21 protein-coding genes are annotated in these 17,080 nt (G+C 61.6%); 11 read left to right on the top strand and 10 right to left on the bottom strand.

What is annotated here, in order from left to right:
- Positions 1–45 precede the first annotated feature (45 nt).
- Positions 46–972, top strand: a complete 927-nt coding sequence (locus GVL52_RS07210; RefSeq protein ID WP_160005309.1) for a bestrophin family protein — start codon at positions 46–48, stop codon at positions 970–972.
- An 85-nt stretch (positions 973–1,057) separates the two neighbouring features.
- On the opposite strand, the gene GVL52_RS07215 is transcribed toward GVL52_RS07210, so the two are convergent.
- A complete protein-coding gene (locus GVL52_RS07215) occupies positions 1,058–2,296 on the bottom strand; it encodes an MFS transporter (protein ID WP_160005311.1) in 1,239 nt (412 codons plus the stop codon).
- A 238-nt stretch (positions 2,297–2,534) separates the two neighbouring features.
- Positions 2,535–2,984 (bottom strand): hypothetical protein, encoded by a 450-nt coding sequence (locus GVL52_RS07220; protein ID WP_160005313.1) that lies wholly within the window; start codon positions 2,982–2,984, stop codon positions 2,535–2,537.
- 219 nt (positions 2,985–3,203) lie between these two features.
- Between GVL52_RS07220 and GVL52_RS07225 the strand changes: the two genes are divergently transcribed.
- The gene (locus tag GVL52_RS07225; RefSeq protein WP_160005315.1) at positions 3,204–3,551 is read left to right on the top strand and encodes a nuclear transport factor 2 family protein; all 348 of its coding nucleotides are present in this window, start codon (positions 3,204–3,206) and stop codon (positions 3,549–3,551) included.
- 4 nt (positions 3,552–3,555) lie between these two features.
- Here GVL52_RS07225 and GVL52_RS07230 read toward each other — a convergent pair whose 3' ends face one another.
- Both GVL52_RS07230 and GVL52_RS07235 read right to left on the bottom strand, forming a co-directional pair.
- A complete protein-coding gene (locus tag GVL52_RS07230) occupies positions 3,556–4,059 on the bottom strand; it encodes a hypothetical protein (protein WP_160005317.1) in 504 nt (167 codons plus the stop codon).
- A 72-nt stretch (positions 4,060–4,131) separates the two neighbouring features.
- Positions 4,132–4,707, bottom strand: a complete 576-nt coding sequence (locus tag GVL52_RS07235) for a TetR/AcrR family transcriptional regulator (protein ID WP_160005319.1) — start codon at positions 4,705–4,707, stop codon at positions 4,132–4,134.
- Positions 4,708–4,982: 275 nt separating this feature from the next.
- Between GVL52_RS07235 and GVL52_RS07240 the strand changes: the two genes are divergently transcribed.
- Complete coding sequence (locus GVL52_RS07240) at positions 4,983–5,543, top strand: putative glycolipid-binding domain-containing protein (protein ID WP_160005321.1); 561 nt, start codon at positions 4,983–4,985, stop codon at positions 5,541–5,543.
- Positions 5,544–5,656: 113 nt separating this feature from the next.
- On the opposite strand, the gene GVL52_RS07245 is transcribed toward GVL52_RS07240, so the two are convergent.
- From GVL52_RS07245 to GVL52_RS07255, 3 genes are all read right to left on the bottom strand, one after another.
- Entirely contained in the window at positions 5,657–6,466 is an 810-nt protein-coding gene (locus tag GVL52_RS07245) for an ATP-dependent Clp protease proteolytic subunit (RefSeq protein ID WP_160005323.1), read from the bottom strand.
- Positions 6,463–7,770, bottom strand: coding sequence for a hypothetical protein (locus tag GVL52_RS07250; RefSeq protein ID WP_160005325.1), 1,308 nt, complete (start codon positions 7,768–7,770; stop codon positions 6,463–6,465). Before GVL52_RS07250 ends, GVL52_RS07245 begins: the two co-directional genes overlap by 4 nt.
- A gap of 127 nt (positions 7,771–7,897) precedes the next feature.
- Positions 7,898–8,227, bottom strand: a complete 330-nt coding sequence (locus GVL52_RS07255) for a hypothetical protein (RefSeq protein ID WP_244619109.1) — start codon at positions 8,225–8,227, stop codon at positions 7,898–7,900.
- A 197-nt stretch (positions 8,228–8,424) separates the two neighbouring features.
- On the opposite strand from GVL52_RS07255, the gene GVL52_RS07260 reads away from it, so the two are divergent.
- Together GVL52_RS07260 and GVL52_RS07265 are read left to right on the top strand one after the other, a co-directional pair.
- On the top strand, positions 8,425–9,027 hold the full coding sequence (locus tag GVL52_RS07260) for a superoxide dismutase (RefSeq protein ID WP_160005327.1): 603 nt from the start codon (positions 8,425–8,427) through the stop codon (positions 9,025–9,027).
- Positions 9,028–9,253: 226 nt separating this feature from the next.
- Positions 9,254–10,117, top strand: coding sequence for a metallophosphoesterase (locus tag GVL52_RS07265; protein ID WP_160005329.1), 864 nt, complete (start codon positions 9,254–9,256; stop codon positions 10,115–10,117).
- Here GVL52_RS07265 and GVL52_RS07270 read toward each other — a convergent pair.
- Both GVL52_RS07270 and GVL52_RS07275 read right to left on the bottom strand, forming a co-directional pair.
- The gene (locus tag GVL52_RS07270; RefSeq protein WP_160005331.1) at positions 10,114–10,908 is read right to left on the bottom strand and encodes a DUF1828 domain-containing protein; all 795 of its coding nucleotides are present in this window, start codon (positions 10,906–10,908) and stop codon (positions 10,114–10,116) included. The two genes, GVL52_RS07265 and GVL52_RS07270, sit on opposite strands and share 4 nt — an antisense overlap.
- A complete protein-coding gene (locus GVL52_RS07275; RefSeq protein WP_160005333.1) occupies positions 10,905–11,375 on the bottom strand; it encodes a hypothetical protein in 471 nt (156 codons plus the stop codon). Before GVL52_RS07275 ends, GVL52_RS07270 begins: the two co-directional genes overlap by 4 nt.
- A 491-nt stretch (positions 11,376–11,866) precedes the next feature.
- Here GVL52_RS07275 and GVL52_RS07280 point away from each other — a divergent pair, with 491 nt between their 5' ends.
- The 3 genes from GVL52_RS07280 to GVL52_RS07290 all read left to right on the top strand — a co-directional run bounded on the left by GVL52_RS07280 (position 11,867) and on the right by GVL52_RS07290 (position 14,436).
- Positions 11,867–12,319 (top strand): cytochrome c, encoded by a 453-nt coding sequence (locus GVL52_RS07280; RefSeq protein ID WP_160005335.1) that lies wholly within the window; start codon positions 11,867–11,869, stop codon positions 12,317–12,319.
- A gap of 112 nt (positions 12,320–12,431) precedes the next feature.
- A complete protein-coding gene (locus GVL52_RS07285; RefSeq protein WP_160005337.1) occupies positions 12,432–13,346 on the top strand; it encodes a cytochrome c in 915 nt (304 codons plus the stop codon).
- 124 nt (positions 13,347–13,470) lie between these two features.
- A complete protein-coding gene (locus GVL52_RS07290) occupies positions 13,471–14,436 on the top strand; it encodes a phytanoyl-CoA dioxygenase family protein (protein ID WP_160005339.1) in 966 nt (321 codons plus the stop codon).
- 72 nt (positions 14,437–14,508) lie between these two features.
- Here the strand turns inward: GVL52_RS07290 and GVL52_RS07295 are convergent, their stop codons facing one another.
- Positions 14,509–15,003, bottom strand: coding sequence for a GNAT family N-acetyltransferase (locus GVL52_RS07295; RefSeq protein WP_160005341.1), 495 nt, complete (start codon positions 15,001–15,003; stop codon positions 14,509–14,511).
- Positions 15,004–15,288: 285 nt separating this feature from the next.
- On the opposite strand from GVL52_RS07295, the gene bla reads away from it, so the two are divergent.
- The 3 genes from bla to GVL52_RS07310 all read left to right on the top strand — a co-directional run bounded on the left by bla (position 15,289) and on the right by GVL52_RS07310 (position 16,919).
- Positions 15,289–16,176, top strand: a complete 888-nt coding sequence (gene bla / locus GVL52_RS07300; RefSeq protein ID WP_160005343.1) for a class A beta-lactamase — start codon at positions 15,289–15,291, stop codon at positions 16,174–16,176.
- 74 nt (positions 16,177–16,250) lie between these two features.
- Positions 16,251–16,493 carry a type II toxin-antitoxin system VapB family antitoxin gene (locus GVL52_RS07305; RefSeq protein ID WP_160005345.1) on the top strand — a complete coding sequence of 81 codons (243 nt, stop codon included), beginning with the start codon at positions 16,251–16,253 and terminating at the stop codon, positions 16,491–16,493.
- Between the two features lie 3 nt (positions 16,494–16,496).
- On the top strand, positions 16,497–16,919 hold the full coding sequence (locus GVL52_RS07310) for a type II toxin-antitoxin system VapC family toxin (RefSeq protein WP_160005347.1): 423 nt from the start codon (positions 16,497–16,499) through the stop codon (positions 16,917–16,919).
- Positions 16,920–17,080 lie beyond the last annotated feature (161 nt).

Raw genomic sequence — 17,080 nt, forward strand, 5'->3', positions numbered from 1 at the left:
AACCCACCCATTGCGTAACCTCCAGACAAGTGAAATGCCCGCGTCATGATCGTGCGCCCCCGTCCCACCCTGTTTCGCCTCTTCTTCATCCTCCGTGGCTCGATCATCAAGCGGGTCCTGCCGCAGATCTTGCTCACCAGCCTGCTCTCGTCTGTCGTCGTTCTCTGGCATAGCCTCTGGCCCGGCGTCCTTCCCGTCTTCAGCGGCGCACCCTTCGCACTGCTCGGCATCGCGCTTTCGATCTTCCTCGGTTTCCGCAACAACGCCTGCTACGACCGCTGGTGGGAAGCCCGCCGGCAATGGGGCACAATCGTCTTCTCCGCCCGCCATCTTGCCCGCCAGACGCTGATCCTCGAGGCGACGGAAGGCCAGGCGGGCATCGAAGCCCGCAGGCGCCTGCTGGTGCTGGTCATCGCCTTCGTCCAGTCACTTGTCCCGCATCTGCGCGCTGGCATCAGCCGCGACAAGGTCGAGCGGTTACTGCCGCAGCATGTGAGGGAACACTACGACGCCAGCCGCAACCCGCCCGAAGCGCTGTCGCTCGAAATCGCCCGCGAGCTGGCCGATCTGCGTGCCAGAAACATGCTGACAGACATCCACTACCAGATGCTCGACCGCACGCTGGCCGACCTGACGCTGGCGCAGGCCTCCTGCGAGCGCATCCGCTGGACACCTGTGCCCTTCGGCTACACGCTGCTTCTGCACCGCACGGCGCATCTCTTCTGTCTGCTCCTGCCGTTCGGCTTCGACGACGTGCTCGGCTGGTTCATGCCGTTTGCCACTGCACTCGTCGCCTACACCTTCTTCGGCCTGGATGCGCTCGGCGACGAACTGGAGGAGCCCTTCGGCAAACAGCCCAACGCGCTGCCGATCGAGGCGATCGCCGATACGGTCGAGATCAACCTGCGCGAAGCCATGGGCGAAAAAGACCTGCCGCCGCTGCCGGTGGCGGTCGATTATTTGCTGATGTAGAGGGGCGGGACGACACCGCTTTCCTGTGCTCGACGTCGCCCTCGGCCTTGTGCCGAGGGCCTGATCGCGTCGCCCAAGCTGCAACCTACGCCGGAGATACTTCCCTCGGCCGCACCATCCACGAATAGGCGGCACCGGCGATCAGCAGCACGCAGGTGCCGAGAAACACCGCCCGCATGCCGATATGCCCGCCGACGAAGCCGCCGAGCAGCGGCCCTGCGACCTGGCCGACATATTGCGACGACACCGACAGCCCGAGAATGCTGCCCGCCGCACTGTCGGGCACGTTGTGGCGAATGACAGACGAGATGCAGGGCAGCAGCCCGCCGAGCGCCACGCCCATTAGAAACCGCAATATGATCAGCTGCCACGAACTGGTGACGAAGGCCTGCGGGATCAAAAGCACGCCCGCCACGCCGAGCGCGCCGGCGATGACAGGCCAGTGGCCGATCCGGTCGGCCAGTTTTCCCAGCCGCGAGGCCGAGAGGATGCTGCCGAGCGCTGCCGCCGACATCACCACGCCCGCGGTCATCGTCACCCGTGCCGTGTCCCCGACCAGCTGCGCCACATAGACGGTGATAATGGGCTCGATCGACATGTTGGCGAACATCAACAGCATGCCGGTGGCCAGCATCGCGATCACGGGACGTTTGTCGGGAATGGAGGCCCAGCCGCCGCTCGCCTTTGCCGCCTGTTTGCGGGCCGGCGACTTCTCTTCCTTGATCAGGAAGGCGGTGGCCAGAAACGCCAGAAATATCATCGCGCCTGCCGCCAGGAACGTGCCGCGAATGCCGATCAGCGGCGGCAGCACCCCGCCGATCAACGGCCCGACCAGATTGCCGGCCATGATGCCGGAGGCTAGCGTTCCCAAAGCCCAGGCCGAACGGTCTTTCGGCGTCTGTGTCGCCACCAGCACCATCGAGCCCGAGGAATAGCCGCCCGCCAGCCCGACGAACAGACGCAGCGCCACCAGCTGCCAGACATTGCCGGCCATCCCCATCAGCGAGATCGCCACCGTCATGCCCAGGCTGGCGCGCACCAGCATCAGCTTGCGCCCGTAGATATCGCCAAGCCGGCCCCACAACGGTGCCACGAAGGCGGCAGCAAAGAAGGTGGCGCCATAGGCGATCCCCGACCATTGCACGATCGCCGCATGGTCGCTGACCCCGAGTTCCTCGACATAGAGCGGCAGGAACGGAAGCAGCAGCGTCATGGCGACAATGGTCGTGAACGAGCCGACGAGCGATACGGCAAGATTGCGCTTCCAGTGGATCGAGCCGGGTTCGGCAGCGTCAGCGGCGGCATTCCATTTCGTATCGGTCATTTCGAGGCTTTCACGTCGGTCTGTACTGCCTTGCCGGAGCGGCATGGGCGAGGACATCGGGACCGGGGTCGGCCGATCGCAAACCTGTCTGGCAATGGCAAGGTGAGGCGAAGGCGCGTGTGGCTCCCGGTCGGGCACGCGCTGGTATAGACCCGCGACGATCACGCCATCAAGGCCGGCTGCAGGGCCATTCGGTTCTCTCGACGTCGGTTTTTCCCGGTGCGCCGCCGCACGCGGCTCAGTCTTCGAAAAGTTTCGACTTCTTCGACCATTTCCGCCATGGGTGCAGTTCGAAATGGGGCATGTCCCATCCGTCCCTGATGTCGCCGTTCATGTCCCAGTCGCCGCCCCAGCGCAGTATGAGCGGCTGTCCGTCCACTCCCTGTAGACCCAATTGTTCAGGCAAAGGCAGGATGACCTTCGAGAGATCGATAAAGGACTGCTCGTTCTTCCAGTCGTAGGGCGCCGGAAACAGATCGAAAGCAATCGCCGGCACATAGTTATGAGCGGAATTGCCGAAATGAACCTTGGCGAAACCGCCATTGAACGCGCGCTCCTGCGCATCGCGCCCACGTGTCGAATCGAGCACCTTGAAATCGACCTTCCGGATCGCTGCCTGCGCGATTGCCTGCAGATGCGGATGACATTTCGAGAGAGCGGCAAGCGATGAAGTGCTGAAATGAAACATGACATCCTCCATGCCGGCCCGCTGATCAGCCGGCGCTGGAAGGCTATCGGATGCCTGGCGGCACGTACACAAATCGACCGCAATCATGGATTGTGCCGAACGTCGTGTTCCGGCGCAGATCAGCTTGATTTTCATGGAGTTTTGCACAGATCCAATGCCGAGGCGCCGCCGCAATCGCCATCTGCTTTGCGACACTCGCGGCTGTTAAGGAGAGCAACGATGACCGAAGACACCAACGCTCGCCGCGCCAAAACCGTCCGCGCGCTTTACGCCGCCTATATCGACGGTCGCAGGGATATCGTCGGTGCCATGCTGACGGCGGATTTCACCTTCTCCAGCCCGCAGGACGACCGCATTGATCGGGACACCTATTTTCAGCGCTGCTGGCCGGAGCCGCCGCCGTTCACGGCGATGGAGATCGAGTATCTCGGCCTGTCGGGCGACGAGGCGGTGGTGCGCTACCGCGCGGTGAAACGCGATGGCGGCGCGTTCCGCAACATCGAAACGCTCCGCTTCGAGGGCGACAAGCTGGCTTCCGTCGAGGTCTATTTCGGCCGCAGCGAATGACGCGTCACAGCGCGGCGCGGGCTGCCCGGCTGCGATAAACCATGAAGCCCTGATAAAGGCTGCCGATTGCAAACAGCACGACCCAGGCGAGCAGCGCCGTCTGCACCGGCGGTGAATCCGGGCCATTGCCGATCGGGTGCGATGGCGGCAGTCGCGACAGCGTCTCGTTGATGCCGGGCACCCAGAGCAGGAAATAGGTAAACGACAGGCCGAAATTCCTGACATAGGGGATCAGCCGGCCGAGAAAACGCAGTTTTGGCAAGACGAGACAGACGCCAGCGACAAACAGGGTCATGAGGCCGAGCGCATGGCCGGGGTTGAAGCCGCCGGTGGACGACAGCCCGAACGACGTGACGACGGAAAGCGCCAACGACCCGAGATAGGCCTTGCCGGCACCGGTTTCCGGGAGAATGGCCCGGTATCTGACGAAGCTGTAGAGCCCTGCAACGACGGGGATGAGGCTGACGGCGGTGTGGATCTCACCGAGAAACGAAAGCGGGTTGGCCATGTCATGTCTCCTGTATGGACCGACTAGTTGGTCGGTTTGTTGAGCGATAAAATGTCATTTCGGCGATTGCATCTAGCCTGTCAGCCGTTGAATCGCCGGCGCGGTAATGCTGGAAAACAGCGCGACGTCGCCACCGGCCACGCGCGCCGCCAGCATTGCGCCATGCACGCTGGCGATCAGCATCTGCGCGCTCTTCTCCGGGTTTTCGCTGCTCTGCAGCTCGCCGGCGCGAACGCCGTCCTCGATAAAGCGGGCAATCCAGCCGTTCAGCTCGTCGAAATGTGCCTTCACGGCGCTCGCCACCTCAGGCGGCAGGCTCGGGAGCTCGGCGGCCAGTAGCGCGGCGATGCAGAACGGCGCGTCGTTGCTGCGGATGCACTGCTCCCAGTATCCGACATAGCCGTGCAACCGCTTGTCGGCCCGCGGCTCATGCGCCGACATCGCCGCCAGACCATCCGCCAGCTGTTGCCGATAGCGGCCGAGCACGGCCACCACCAGATCGGCCTTGCCCGGAAAATGATGATGGATCGTCGCCTTGCCGACCCCGACCTCGGCTGCGATGTCGGCATAGCTGAAGGCGTTGTAGCCGCGGGTGACGATCAGCGCCTGGGCGCTGTCGAGGATGCGTGTGTAGGTGTCGGTTGCCATGGAGGCTGTCTACCGACTAGTTGGTCGGGAGTCAAGCGCGGATTTTTTGCATGGCCGTGACGTGGCGCCCGTCCGAGCCGACATAGGCATCAACCGTTTCGGGCGGAAACTGTGGCTAAGAGGGCCTGCTGCCGACGAACGTACCTTTGAAAGCGGCTACCACAAGGTCCAAACTTGTGGAATTCTGAGACGCTGCTTGATCAGCAATGTGCGGCGTCCAGAGCCGGTGACCGCGATAGGACTGTATTGACGACCAAGGGAAATGGGTGGTGCATATGACGGCGTTGAAGCGGGTGGCGCGATGGACCGATTGGAACGGCGCTGGGATCGAGCATCTTTCGGTTCTCGAGAATGCCAGCTGGATACATGCCGAAGGTGTTGTGATCGGACAGCTGAACGAGAATGAATTTGGTTTGAGTTATCAGCTGCACTTGGACTTGGATTGGCGTGTCCGTGAAGTCCGTATTCAGATTGCCAATAGCGCAACACTGCATATCTGGTCGGATGGTCGAGGTCGTTGGGTACGCGGAGATGGCACGGAGATCGGCAATTTGGCTGGTTGCGTCGATGTGGACATTGCCGCAACGCCATTTACCAACACTCTGCCAATTCGGCGGCTGAAGCTGAAAACCGGGCAGACCGAAACAATCAAGGTTGCCTATGTGTCCGTGCCGGAATTGAGCGTCGAACCTGTCAAGCAGAGATACACCAGATTGGCCGAAACCCGATTTCTCTATGAAGGTATATCGACCTCATTTTCTGCGGAGCTCGAAGTCGATGACGTCGGCATGGTGTTGGATTATCCAGGCGCATTTAGGAGGCTGCCCCCGGCATAGGTGCCGACACCGATCTGAAAATCGCGCCCGGGGCAGGGCATGTCGATCAGGCGATCTTCGATGCCGCGCTGGAAATTCTGGGCGAGAAATAGCAGCGCCCTACGCCGCCTATCCTACTTCCCCTTCTTCACCGCCACCGGAACCACGGCCACCGGCGTCGTCAGCGCAAATTCCTTCATCTCGTCGGCGCTCAGATAATACAGCCGGTCCGGCGCCGTCTCCATCGCGTGTTGCCAGAGACCCGGCTTGATGCCGAGGCTGTCGAGCTGGCGGGTCACGTCGGCGGTGGTGCGCTGCGCCTCCGACATCGCGCGCTCGGCGGTCATCTTTTCCTTGCTGCCGTTGAAAACCTGATGCACGCCGATCACCGCGTCCTTGCCGGCCAAGCGGGTGACACCGCCGGCCATGGCGATCGGGCAGGAGGAGGCGCAGAGCGCGCCGGTCGCAACCTCGGTGCCGAGCTTGCGCTCGCGGATCAGCTTCGACATCGCAAGCGCATCGCCGACCGAACCGCCGGGCGAATCGAGCGAAACGACCTTCACATATTCGCCGCGCTGGTCGATCTCGCTCTGAAACCGTGCTGCCGCACCCGGCTCGATCGTGCCGCGCGCCAGAAGCACGCCGCCCTGTTGCAGTTCGAAGCGGATCGGCTTCTTCAGCTCGTCGGGATCGGTGCTGATCTCGGCCGGCGCGTTCTGCGGCGTGCCTTCGGTCAGAGCAGGCGGCAATACCGGGGCTGCATCCGGCGCCATCGGATCGTAAACAGGCAGATCGGCACTGGCATTGCTGGTCTCGCGCCAGTCGATAATGACGAACACCACGGCAGCAGCGAGCAGGATATGGAAGGCGTGGCGCATCAGCGTGCCGTCGTCGGCCGACACCACATAGTCCCTGATCCGCCGCCCGGCCGTTTCTACTCTCATGCCGGCGGCCCCTTGCGCGGACCCTTGCCCGAGAGATCGAAGCTGGCGACGTTGGACTGATCGGCCGGCGTGACGTCTTCGGCTGCCGCAACTGCGACCGCCGTTTCCAGATCGACGCCATGCCGCTGGATTGCCCGCTGCACCTCCAGCGCCTGCAGCAGTTCGGCAGCGGTGATCCGCTCGGCAAACGGCAGCCGCTCTTCCTGTTTCCTGAGCGACGAATGCACGATCGACAGCATGAAGATCAGCACGGCGGGCAACAGGTCGATCGAGATCGCGCCGGCCCAGCTCGGAATGAAATCGGAGGCATAGCGCAGCACCGCCTCGGCCGATGACAGCGGCACGAACCGCCGCTCGGCCACCGGCTGGCGGGAGAGAATCTCGTCGGCCGCCTGCGACAGCACCTTCGATTGCGCCGCAACCGAGGAGCGGATCGTCTCCATCACCTGGTCCTGCCGGTTGGCAAGCGCTGCCTCGCGGCCATCGGCGACGGGGGCGATGAAGCCGAGCGACAGGTCCTCGGCGGCGCGCTTCACCGAAGGCGCGATCGAGGTCTGTTCCAGCGAGGTGATGACGCCCGAGAGACCGACCACCTCGGCCGAAAACTGGTCGGCGCGCGGCGCGATGGCGCCGGGGGCGGAGACCAGCGTCCGCATCGTCTCCAGATGCTTGCGCCCCTCGTCGAACAATGTGGTCACCCGCTCGCGCGAGGCATTGATGCCGTTTTCGAGCTCCGTCAGCTGCGAGGCCATCTGCGACAGCAGCTGCACGACGCTGCCGGCGCCTGTCGTGCCCGTCAGCGCGCCGGTCTCGCGCTCCTGGTCGGCGAGGCGCTGGAAGCGCTCCTGGGTGCGCTGGATATCCGGAAGCAGGCTCTGGGCGGCCAGCGCATTCTGGTGCGCCTGGTCGAGATCACCGGTATAGCCCTCCAGCGTTTCGGCCAGGTGCTGCTCCAGTGCCGCCGATCCGGCAAGGGCCGCCGCATTCAGCCAGCTCGACATGGCGATGATCATCGCGCAGCCGAGCGCCATGACGCCAAGCATCGCCGCCCGCCCGCCAACGCTGGTCACATGCGGATAAAACCGCGCCATGTAGGTCCAGAACGCATAGATCGCCACCGAAACGGCACTGGCATAGATCAGCGCCGCGAAAAACACGGCAGTCGCCGAGCCGTCGAGAATGCTGCGCACCCCGAGATAGGTGTAGACGCCGGATGCCAGCGCCAGCACGGCGAGCGCAAAGCGCGTCATGGTCTCGACGGCATCGATGCCGTCCTGCAAGCGGTGCGTTGCGCCAAGCGCCATAATGTTCCTCCGGCCCGATACGCCTTAAGAAACCATTAAAATACCGGCAAAAGCAAGGCCTTGGGCGATGCTGCCCGGCGCTGTCACGCAGTCTTTGTCCGGTGGGGCAAAGGGATGTGGCCGAGTTTCACTCGTCCGGCAGGATGCCCATCCGCTCGGTTTCCAGTTCCGTGCCCAGTTCCACGCGATTGGTGGTCTTGTCGTAGACGCAGAAATAGCTGACGAAGCCGTTGGCGCCCTTCGGCTTGCCGGTCACCAGCGCCATGCCGAAATGCTCGCTGCCGAACGGATCGACCACCGCATGCGGGAATTCGATCTGGTCACGCGCTGCAATTTCGCACTTTCCCTGCACCTCGTTGGCGAAGTCCTTCCAGGCATCGCCGGACGATGCCTGCGCAGCCGACGCCATGCAGAATGCCGTGACGACGAGGATATGGCGGATGGAATGCCTTTGCATGCGCGCCTCCACATTCCCGAGCTGGAATGTGCAACCATCATCGGTGATTTGCGCCTTGCCTGCCAATCCCTTAGCGCGGTCAAATTTTCCTCTGCACCGGTCTTTTTTGACATTTCGCAGGTTGCCACTCCCCACTTGCGCTCCTATGTTCCGCCTCACCTGCCGATTACGCAAACTATTGCCAAGAGGAGACTACAATGGCTTTTGAATTGCCTGAACTTCCCTACGACTACGAAGCGCTGACGCCTTTCATGTCGAAGGAAACCCTGGAGTTCCACCACGACAAGCACCACAAGGCTTATGTCGACAACGGCAACAAGCTCGCGGCGGAAGCCGGTCTTGCTGATCTTTCGCTCGAAGAGGTCGTCAAGAAGTCGTTCGGCACCAATGCCGGCCTCTTCAACAATGCTGCCCAGCATTACAACCACGTCCATTTCTGGAAGTGGATGAAAAAGGGCGGCGGCGGCAACAAGCTGCCTTCCAAGCTCGAAACAGCCTTCAATTCCGATCTCGGCGGCTATGACAAGTTCAAGGCCGATTTCGTCGCTGCCGGCACCACCCAGTTCGGCTCCGGCTGGGCCTGGGTGTCCGTCAAGAACGGCAAGCTCGAGATCTCCAAGACCCCGAACGGCGAAAACCCGCTGGTTCACGGCGCCACCCCGATCCTCGGCGTCGATGTCTGGGAACACTCCTATTACATCGACTACCGTAACGCCCGTCCGAAGTACCTCGAAGCCTTCGTCGACAGCCTGATCAACTGGGATTACGTCCTGGAGCGCTACGAAGCCGCTGCCAAGTAAGCAGTGTCAGCGACACTGATTTTGAACACCCGGCGCAGCGATGCGCCGGGTGTTTTCGTTTGCGGTGCCTGTGATTCTCCTCTCCCCCTGGGGAGATCTCCTCTCCCCCAGGGGAGAGGGTGGCCGAGCGCAGCGGAGGCCGGATGATGGGGGCACTTGCACCATGCCTCTCCAACCCTCATCCTGTTGTCACACCCTTGTCACCGACCGCTCCTAAGGCAGCGCCATGACGCAAATTTCCGAGACGCAAATTTCCGACCGCCCGCTGTTCCGCTTCGGCATCGTCGCAGACCCGCAATATGCCGCGATCGCGCCGCGCACCGATATGGACCGCTACTACGCCAACAGCCGCGCCAAGCTGGCCGAGGCGATCGAGGTGTTCAATGCCGAAGATCTGAGCTTCGTCATGACGCTCGGCGACATCATCGACCGCGATTTCAAAAGCTTCGACGATATCCTGCCGGTGTATGACGCCTTGAAGCACGCGAATTTCCTCCTGCTCGGCAATCACGATTTTGCCGTCGCGCCCGAGCACCTGGCCGACGTCTCCGCCCGCCTCGGCATGCCGGCACCCTATTTCAGCCTCGCCAAGCACGGCTGGCGCCTGATCGTGCTCGATGGCAACGAGGTCAGCACCTTCGCCCCGCCTGTCGGCCATCCGCATCGCGATCTTGCCGCAGCCAGGCTTGCCGAACTGCAGGCCGCCGGCGCCGTCAACGCCAATGCCTGGAACGCGATGATGAGCGACGAGCAGTTCGCCTGGCTGGAAAAGCAGATCGAGGCCGCCGCCAGCGAAGGCGAGCGCGTCATCGTCATGAACCACTACCCGGTCTTTCCGCCCAACCAGCACGATTGCTGGGATCGCGAAAAGATCATCCACCTGCTCTCCAACGCGCCCCACGTCGCCGCCTATTTCAACGGCCACAACCACGTCGGCAACTACGGCATGGTCGGCACCTGCCACTTCGTCAACTTCAAGGGCATGGTCGATACGCAAAGCGAAAACGCCTTCGCCATCGCCGATGTCTACAACGACCGCATCGAAATCCGCGGCTTCGGGCGCGAGGAGGACAGGGTGCTGGCGATTTAGGCCGCAACCTTGCGAAGGCCAGCTATCGCTTGAATTTCATCCTCTCGAAAGAAACGCGTATTCAGACCTCGGTTGACCGCACGCTGGTAGCGGCGTTCGCCGATCACCGTTAGCTTTTTGGTGTCCTCGATGAGCGCCACCGTCTTGAAAAAATGCTCTTGCTGACGACGGTCGATCTCAGTGTGCAGGAGTTCCGCCTCCAGAAACTGCGTGGAACTGTTGACCAGAAAGAGCCCGATCGTATGCATTCCCGCGTGACGCGGCTTGAGTACGATGTCGGCAGGAAACTCTGAAAGCTCATTCGTCAAGGCTTTGTGTTCGGAAATTTCGAACATGTCGGCCAGTGATTTTTCAATCGCGGAGGTGGCGTCCTCCTTGAACGACGAACGTATGGTCTCCTTGGTCAGCGATTCCAAAATCCGAATTCTGAGCAGTGCAGAAAGGAACCGAACACTGGCAACGCCGATGCGATCGACTGGCACCGCTTGCGAGCGGATTTCAAATGTCTCAGTGTCCCAGTACGCACCGGAGTCGGCAAGCAGGCTATCCAGAAGCTGCCTGCGTTGCCCGGTCTCAATATCAATCCCCGAGGCAATGAGGTGCGGCAGATAATCGCCATCGTCTTCCAGAACAACACCACTATCGGTGTCTCGTGCATAAAAAGCGATATGGTCTCCGCTGCCGTCGAAAAACGGGGAGCGAATTGCTAAACCCGCGGCCACTGGGCGCACAGTTATTGCCTCGCTGAAAGAGCGATGTAGCGAGTCCTTGACGGTTGCAATGTCGCTCACAGCAAACTCCCCTTAGTGTAATCCATTCTGAAGTGTCGACGTGCTGTGTCCCAAAACAGATCCGGGCGGGTCGGCAAGGGACGTGCCCGCTCTGAGCCTAAAGCCGGAATGCGCAATGGAACCTTAATACTGGTTGGGCCGAACTCAACGCCGCCACGACCACAGTCTGCATGGACATGAATGCCGGGGTGGCTTCCATGAAACTCGTAGCGGCTGACGATCGATCCCGCTTCCAGTGACTTTTTTACGAGCCAAGCGCGCCAGTTATCCTTCATTTCGTTCACTTCACATAGGAGAATATACTCATGATCCGCGCAATGCGCCTGCGCGCTTCTCCATTTCCAGTCTGGCTTTGCCGGTCTGGTCTTCGGATAGACGCCCGAAAATCTTGGAGGCAATGGATCCTCTCGCCAATCAGTATCGAGAGTAATTGTCTTCCGGCGCAAAATAAGATGCCTGACGCGCATGTCGTCTGTCCACCATACTAGGAATATGATCTTATTCTGCCAGAAGCAATGCGTGTTGGATAGGTGTGGTGGGCGTCTGGTTTAAGTAGGGCGTCATAACACCCGTCGGCTGTTTATCGAGCCACCAGTTGGGCCATTCTCGACGCAGCCCGCCGTCCACAGATCTCTCAGCCCGTCGCCTTCACCCCTGAAACTGCCCCATCCATCTCGCAGCCTTCGACCCTGTCGCGGTGAGAATTGCGGTTTGCCTGCCGCAAATCGCACAAGGCGACGATGTCGTTGGTCTGTGAGTAACAGATCATCGCTCCCGACCGCATGGCGCGGCTGGCATGCGCCGGCCGGATGCGGCAATCGTCAATTTGCGTAGATTCCTGAAATGATTACGCTCTCACCGACTTGTTACTTCTTGCCCGAGATTAATTTGCCATCATGCTAGGGTAAGAACGAAGCGCCGGGCTTCGAAGATCTCGGTATCGAAGAGGAGTGAGGATATGAGACTGAAAGCAATCGCCGCAGTCGTTCTGGTTGTCGGCATGGGGGTCACGTCCGTCTATGCGGCCGGTGAGGGAACGCATGATGGTCGCGTTGCCATGATGAAGAAGATCGGCGGCGCCACCGGTGCCTTGGCCGGCATCGCCAAGGGTGAAAAACCCTACGACGCCGAAGCCATCAAGGCGGCGTTGATGACCATTTCCGAGACCGCCAAGGCCTTCCCTGACCAGTTCAAGCCGGGCACGGAAAATGCCTCGGCCGATTCCGAGGCCAGCCCGAAGATCTGGGAAAACATGGATGACTTCAAGGCGCGCTCCGCCAAGCTCGGCACCGATGCCGACACGCTGCTGGCCCAGCTTCCGGCCGATGCGGCAGGCGTTGGCGCCGGCCTGAAGGTATTGGGCGCCAATTGCGGCGGCTGTCATCAGATATACCGGGTCAAGAAGGAATAGCCGCTCTCCATGTTCTCAATCGCGATCCGCTGCAGCCTTGCCGGCGCGGCGGATCGCTTTATGTCTAATTGCCTGATGTCTTTATGCATCAGCGGCAAGGGGAGAGCGGTGCATGGTTCGGCGGTTTATCAGGTTCATTCTCTGTCTTGTCGGCGTCATCGTCATCGGCGGTGGCGCGTTCTACCTGATAACAGCCCCCAATCCGCTGCCGGAAAGCCACTGGGCGGACCTCGGTGTGCCGGACGTCAAGAATGGCGAGATGGTGTTCTGGGCCGGTGGCTGCGTCAGCTGTCATGCGGCTCCCGGGTCTGAAGGCGATGCCAGGCTGACGCTATCGGGCGGGCTGGCGCTGAAAAGCCCGTTCGGCACCTTCCACGTCCCCAACATCTCGCCGGACGGCACCGCCGGTATCGGCGGCTGGACGCTGGCTCAGTTCGGCAACGCCATGAAGCGCGGTGTTGCTCCCAACGGTGCCCACCTCTACCCGTCGTTTCCCTATGGTTCCTACGCGCGCATGAGCGACAAGGACGTCAACGATCTCTTCGCCTTTATGAAAACGCTGCCGAAGAGCACGAATGTCGCCCCGCCGCACGAACTGCCGTTCCCGTTCAATATCCGGTTGGCACTCGGCGGCTGGAAGTTCCTCTATTTCAACGATAGCCCCCGCGTCGTCCTTGCCAATGCCGACGACAAGCTCACCCGCGGCCAGTATCTGGTCGAAGGCCCCGGCCACTGCGGCGAGTGCCACACCCCGCGCGATGCGCTCGGCGGCTTCAAGCCGGGCCTGTGGCTCGCAGGCGCGCCGAACCCGGAAGGCGAGGGCACCATTCCCAACATTACGCCGGGCTCCAAGGCCATCGGTGGATGGAGCGAGGCCGATATCGCCAACTACCTCGAAACCGGCTTCACCCCGGATTTCGATTCTGCCGGCGGTTCTATGACCGAGGTGCAGCGGAACATCGCACACCTGCCAAAGGCTGATCTGGAGGCAATTGCCGCCTATCTGAAGGCAGTTCCGGCCCATTGATTCCGGGCGAACCTCAAAACCGCCGCATTGCAGCATTCCAATTGGCGCTGACGAACTGAATGCCCCGCAGTGGCTTTGCCGTTGCCGAACGACGATCAACCAACGTCTTCCGAAAGGCCGCTGCATGCACAGCTCATCAGTCACCCCAGCCAATGATCTTGAAGCGATCGCCCGAAAGGGTGGCAAGCTCAGGCGCATGGCGGTGCGTATCCCAACCTATATGGCCGACATCCGCGAGAATCCCGCCTGGCTGCCGATGTTCCTGCTCGCCCGCACCATTCCCGGCCGCCGGGCCCACTGGCTGACGGCAAAGGCCAGCAACGGGTCGATCGCAGGCCTGCCGTCGATGTTCGACGGTGTGGATGCGGACGCCGCGGTCGTTGCGTTGAAGCGCGACGGCATTTTTGCCGATCTTCAGCTGCCTGATGCCGTCACCGAGGAAATATCGGCCTTCGCCCACGAAACCCCGTGCTTCGGCAATTTCGACCGCAAGGTCGAGTTCATGGCGTCCGATCACCGGGCCACCGAGGATTGGCTCGGCCGGCCGATTTTGAGCGGCCACCACTTCGAACGGGCACTCGATTGCCCGGCCGTGCTCGCCGTCCAGCGCGATCCGCTGCTCTCGGAGATCGCCAGGCGCTACCTCGGCGCCCAGGCGCAGCTGATCACCACCCGGACATGGTGGAGCTTCCCGACCAGGGCCAGCGAAGCCGACCGCAGCCTTGCCTCGCTCGACAAGTACCACTTCGATCTCGACGACTGGCGGATGATCAAGTTCTTCTTCTATCTGGTGGATGTCGATGCCGGCACCGGCCCGCATGTCTATGTCCGCGGCAGCCACAACAAGCGCCGCATGAAGCACCAGCTGACGCTGCTGGTCGGCCACCCGGCCGACGAGATCGTCGATTACTACGGCAAGGACAGCCCGATCACCCTGACCGGCAAGGCTGGGTCCGGCTTTGTCGAGGACCCCTTCGGCTTCCACATGGGCACCGTCGCCACCGAAAAGCCCCGGCTGATGATGGAGGTCGGCTTCGGCGTTTCAAAACCCTCGCGTCGCCGCTTCCACGGCGAGCCGGTGCTGCGCTGAGCCGCGTAGCGGTCTGATGGGCAGCAAGCGGGAGACTGTCTCCCGTGCGTGAGGCGAGGCGGCGGATGCCGCCTATGCCAGCGCCTGCATATAGCGCATGCCGGTGACCGGGCGGGCGGTAAAATCCATGTTTTCATAGAAACGATGCGCCTGCACATTGCCGGTCGCGGCACTCACCGAGAGGTAGCCGCACCCGGCGCTGCGGGCAGTATCGCGCGCGCGGTTGACGAGATGCTGGCCGACGCCGTGGCCGCGATGACCGTCACGCACGAAGAGATGATGCAGGTCCATGCCGCGTGCGCCTTTCTGGGCGCGGTAGAGCGGCACCAGGATGGCGTAGCCGATCAGGCCGGTTTCCGTCTCGGCAACCAGCGCCGAAATCCAGGGAAGGGGGCCGAACAGGTCGCGCTCCAGCTGTTCGGGCGTCGAGCCGGATGCATCGCCGTGATGCCTGGCGAGCAGCGCGATCATCTCGTTGAGTTCGGGCAGGTCGCGCGGCTTGGCGGCGCGGATGTTGATCACCGGCGGGCGGATCAACGAGATTTCACTGTCGTCTATGTCGGTCATATCTGTCACGTCCTTGCGAGGCTTGTTTGGTGTTCTGCCGTCAGGACGCTTGAAAACAACAAAGCCGCCTGACGGCGGCTTGTTGACAATAAGATCTGTCCAGCCGCCCTTTACAGGTACAGCCAAAAATACGAGCTGGTGATGCGCGCGTTCTTGATCATGGCGAGATACATCGTCCCAAATGCACCGCTTGTCAAGCGCCCTGCCTGACAAGCGCACAGGCGACGCAAGCGAGCCACAATCTCGCTCTAGCTGTGTAGGCGACTGATTCAGACAGAGGTTTCCATGCAACGCTTTTCAATCCGCCGCCGTACGCTTCTCGGCTCCGCACTGCTGGCCCCGGCGCTGTTGCTGCCGGGCATCACCCGCGCTGCCGATAGCGACGACGAGATCGACCGGCGGATCGGCGCATTGGAAAAGCAGATCGGCGGCCGCATCGGCGTTTCGGTGATCGATACCCAGACCAACATCTCCTTCGGCTATCGCGAGACCGAGAGCTTTCCGATGTTCAGCACCTTCAAGGTGCTGGCCGCCGCCATGGTGCTGGTGCGGGTCGACAAGGGCGAGGAGAACCTTGAGCGCCGTATCGTCTACGACAGGAGCCAGATCGTCGGTTATTCGCCGGAGACCGAAAAGCATGTCGCCGGCGAGGGAATGAGCGTCGGCGAGCTCTGCAAGGCGGCGATCACCCAGAGCGACAACACCGCCGCCAATCTGCTGCTCGAAAGCCTCGGCGGTCCCAAGGAACTGACCAACTGGCTGCGCACGCTGGGCGACGGCTCCACCCGTCTCGACCGCATCGAGCCCGACGTCAACGAAGCCAGGAAGGATGATCCGCGCGACACCACCACGCCCGATGCCATGCTCGACACGCTCGGCAACCTGACGCTCGGATCGGTGCTGTCGGAACCCTCGCAGAACAGGCTGGTCGAATGGATGGTCGCCAACACCACCGGCAACGAGCGCCTGCGCACCGGTCTGCCTGACAGCTGGAAGATCGGCGACAAGACCGGCACCGGCAAGAGCGGCGCCGCCGCCGACATCGCCATCGCCTGGCCTCCCGGCCACGGCCCGATCCTGATCGCCGTCTATGTCGCCGACGCCACGGTGCCGACCGCTGAGATCAACCCGGTCTTCGGGGAAGTCGGGCGGATCGTTGCCGAGATGGTGTGAGCAAAGGCTGCTGAAGGCGGCATTGCTCGCGGGATATCCCTCGACTATATTGGGATATAACGGAGGGATCTTGTATGCCGCTCTATGTCAAGAACGATGACGTTGACAAACTTGCAGAAAAGCTCGCCACGTTGCGAAATCAGACCAAGACGGAAGTGGTCAGGCAAGCTCTGCTCAACGAACTTGAACGGGAGCAGGGTCCAGAATCGCTGGTCGAGCGTGGACTTGCCTTCGGTCGCGCGCTGCGGGCCCGCGCCGACAAGAGCCGAGCTGCGGTCGCAGACAAAGCTTTCATCGATAGTCTCTACGGGGACTGAGCGATGTTTGCCGATGCATCTGCTTTGACCTCGATGCTGATTGATGAACGCGATGCACACGAGTTGCTTGCGCGGATGCAACAGTACCAGCAGAGGGTCACATCGCCCATGGCCGTGTGGGAAACGGTCGTGGCCGTTTCACGCGAGCTCGGGTTGCCGATCGGGGTAGCCGATGAGGCGGTCGAGCAATTTCTCATTGAAATGGGTATCAGGGTCATTGCCGTCCCGGTAGAAACGCGCGGTCTGGCAATCGATGCCTATGATCGTTACGGCAAGTCGCGTCACCCCGCGGCATTGAATTTCGGTGATTGTTTCGCCTATGCCTGCGCCAAGCATGCCGGCATGCCCCTTCTGTATAAGGTAACGATTTTCCACAGACGGATATCAAATCCGCATGATGGACCGTTCTGGTGCGTTGGCCGATAAATACTGATATAAATATCAAGCGGATAAGGAGAAAACATGAATCTCCTTCGCATCTCGTTGAATCAATCTCTGAGCGTTTTCGGACTGTGGCGATAGCCGCCGACTACCCTTCATTCGCGCTTTTGTGGCGGCAAACCAGCAACGCGCATCGGCACGGTGAA

Origin of the sequence: Rhizobium sp. 18055 (assembly GCF_902706285.1) — a bacterium.
In the GTDB taxonomy this organism is placed as follows: Bacteria; Pseudomonadota; Alphaproteobacteria; order Rhizobiales; family Rhizobiaceae; genus Rhizobium.

Excerpts from the sequence above, each read along its gene's own strand:
- GVL52_RS07210 (WP_160005309.1), top strand. The coding sequence starts at position 46 with ATGATCGTGCGCCCCCGTCCCACCCTGTTTCGCCTCTTCTTCATCCTC.
- GVL52_RS07215 (WP_160005311.1), bottom strand. The coding sequence starts at position 2,296 with ATGACCGATACGAAATGGAATGCCGCCGCTGACGCTGCCGAACCCGGC.
- GVL52_RS07220 (WP_160005313.1), bottom strand. The coding sequence starts at position 2,984 with ATGTTTCATTTCAGCACTTCATCGCTTGCCGCTCTCTCGAAATGTCAT.
- GVL52_RS07225 (WP_160005315.1), top strand. The coding sequence starts at position 3,204 with ATGACCGAAGACACCAACGCTCGCCGCGCCAAAACCGTCCGCGCGCTT.
- GVL52_RS07230 (WP_160005317.1), bottom strand. The coding sequence starts at position 4,059 with ATGGCCAACCCGCTTTCGTTTCTCGGTGAGATCCACACCGCCGTCAGC.
- GVL52_RS07235 (WP_160005319.1), bottom strand. The coding sequence starts at position 4,707 with ATGGCAACCGACACCTACACACGCATCCTCGACAGCGCCCAGGCGCTG.
- GVL52_RS07240 (WP_160005321.1), top strand. The coding sequence starts at position 4,983 with ATGACGGCGTTGAAGCGGGTGGCGCGATGGACCGATTGGAACGGCGCT.
- GVL52_RS07245 (WP_160005323.1), bottom strand. The coding sequence starts at position 6,466 with ATGAGAGTAGAAACGGCCGGGCGGCGGATCAGGGACTATGTGGTGTCG.
- GVL52_RS07250 (WP_160005325.1), bottom strand. The coding sequence starts at position 7,770 with ATGGCGCTTGGCGCAACGCACCGCTTGCAGGACGGCATCGATGCCGTC.
- GVL52_RS07255 (WP_244619109.1), bottom strand. The coding sequence starts at position 8,227 with ATGCAAAGGCATTCCATCCGCCATATCCTCGTCGTCACGGCATTCTGC.
- GVL52_RS07260 (WP_160005327.1), top strand. The coding sequence starts at position 8,425 with ATGGCTTTTGAATTGCCTGAACTTCCCTACGACTACGAAGCGCTGACG.
- GVL52_RS07265 (WP_160005329.1), top strand. The coding sequence starts at position 9,254 with ATGACGCAAATTTCCGAGACGCAAATTTCCGACCGCCCGCTGTTCCGC.
- GVL52_RS07275 (WP_160005333.1), bottom strand. The coding sequence starts at position 11,375 with ATGCGCGTCAGGCATCTTATTTTGCGCCGGAAGACAATTACTCTCGAT.
- GVL52_RS07280 (WP_160005335.1), top strand. The coding sequence starts at position 11,867 with ATGAGACTGAAAGCAATCGCCGCAGTCGTTCTGGTTGTCGGCATGGGG.
- GVL52_RS07285 (WP_160005337.1), top strand. The coding sequence starts at position 12,432 with ATGGTTCGGCGGTTTATCAGGTTCATTCTCTGTCTTGTCGGCGTCATC.
- GVL52_RS07290 (WP_160005339.1), top strand. The coding sequence starts at position 13,471 with ATGCACAGCTCATCAGTCACCCCAGCCAATGATCTTGAAGCGATCGCC.
- GVL52_RS07295 (WP_160005341.1), bottom strand. The coding sequence starts at position 15,003 with ATGACCGACATAGACGACAGTGAAATCTCGTTGATCCGCCCGCCGGTG.
- bla (WP_160005343.1), top strand. The coding sequence starts at position 15,289 with ATGCAACGCTTTTCAATCCGCCGCCGTACGCTTCTCGGCTCCGCACTG.
- GVL52_RS07305 (WP_160005345.1), top strand. The coding sequence starts at position 16,251 with ATGCCGCTCTATGTCAAGAACGATGACGTTGACAAACTTGCAGAAAAG.
- GVL52_RS07310 (WP_160005347.1), top strand. The coding sequence starts at position 16,497 with ATGTTTGCCGATGCATCTGCTTTGACCTCGATGCTGATTGATGAACGC.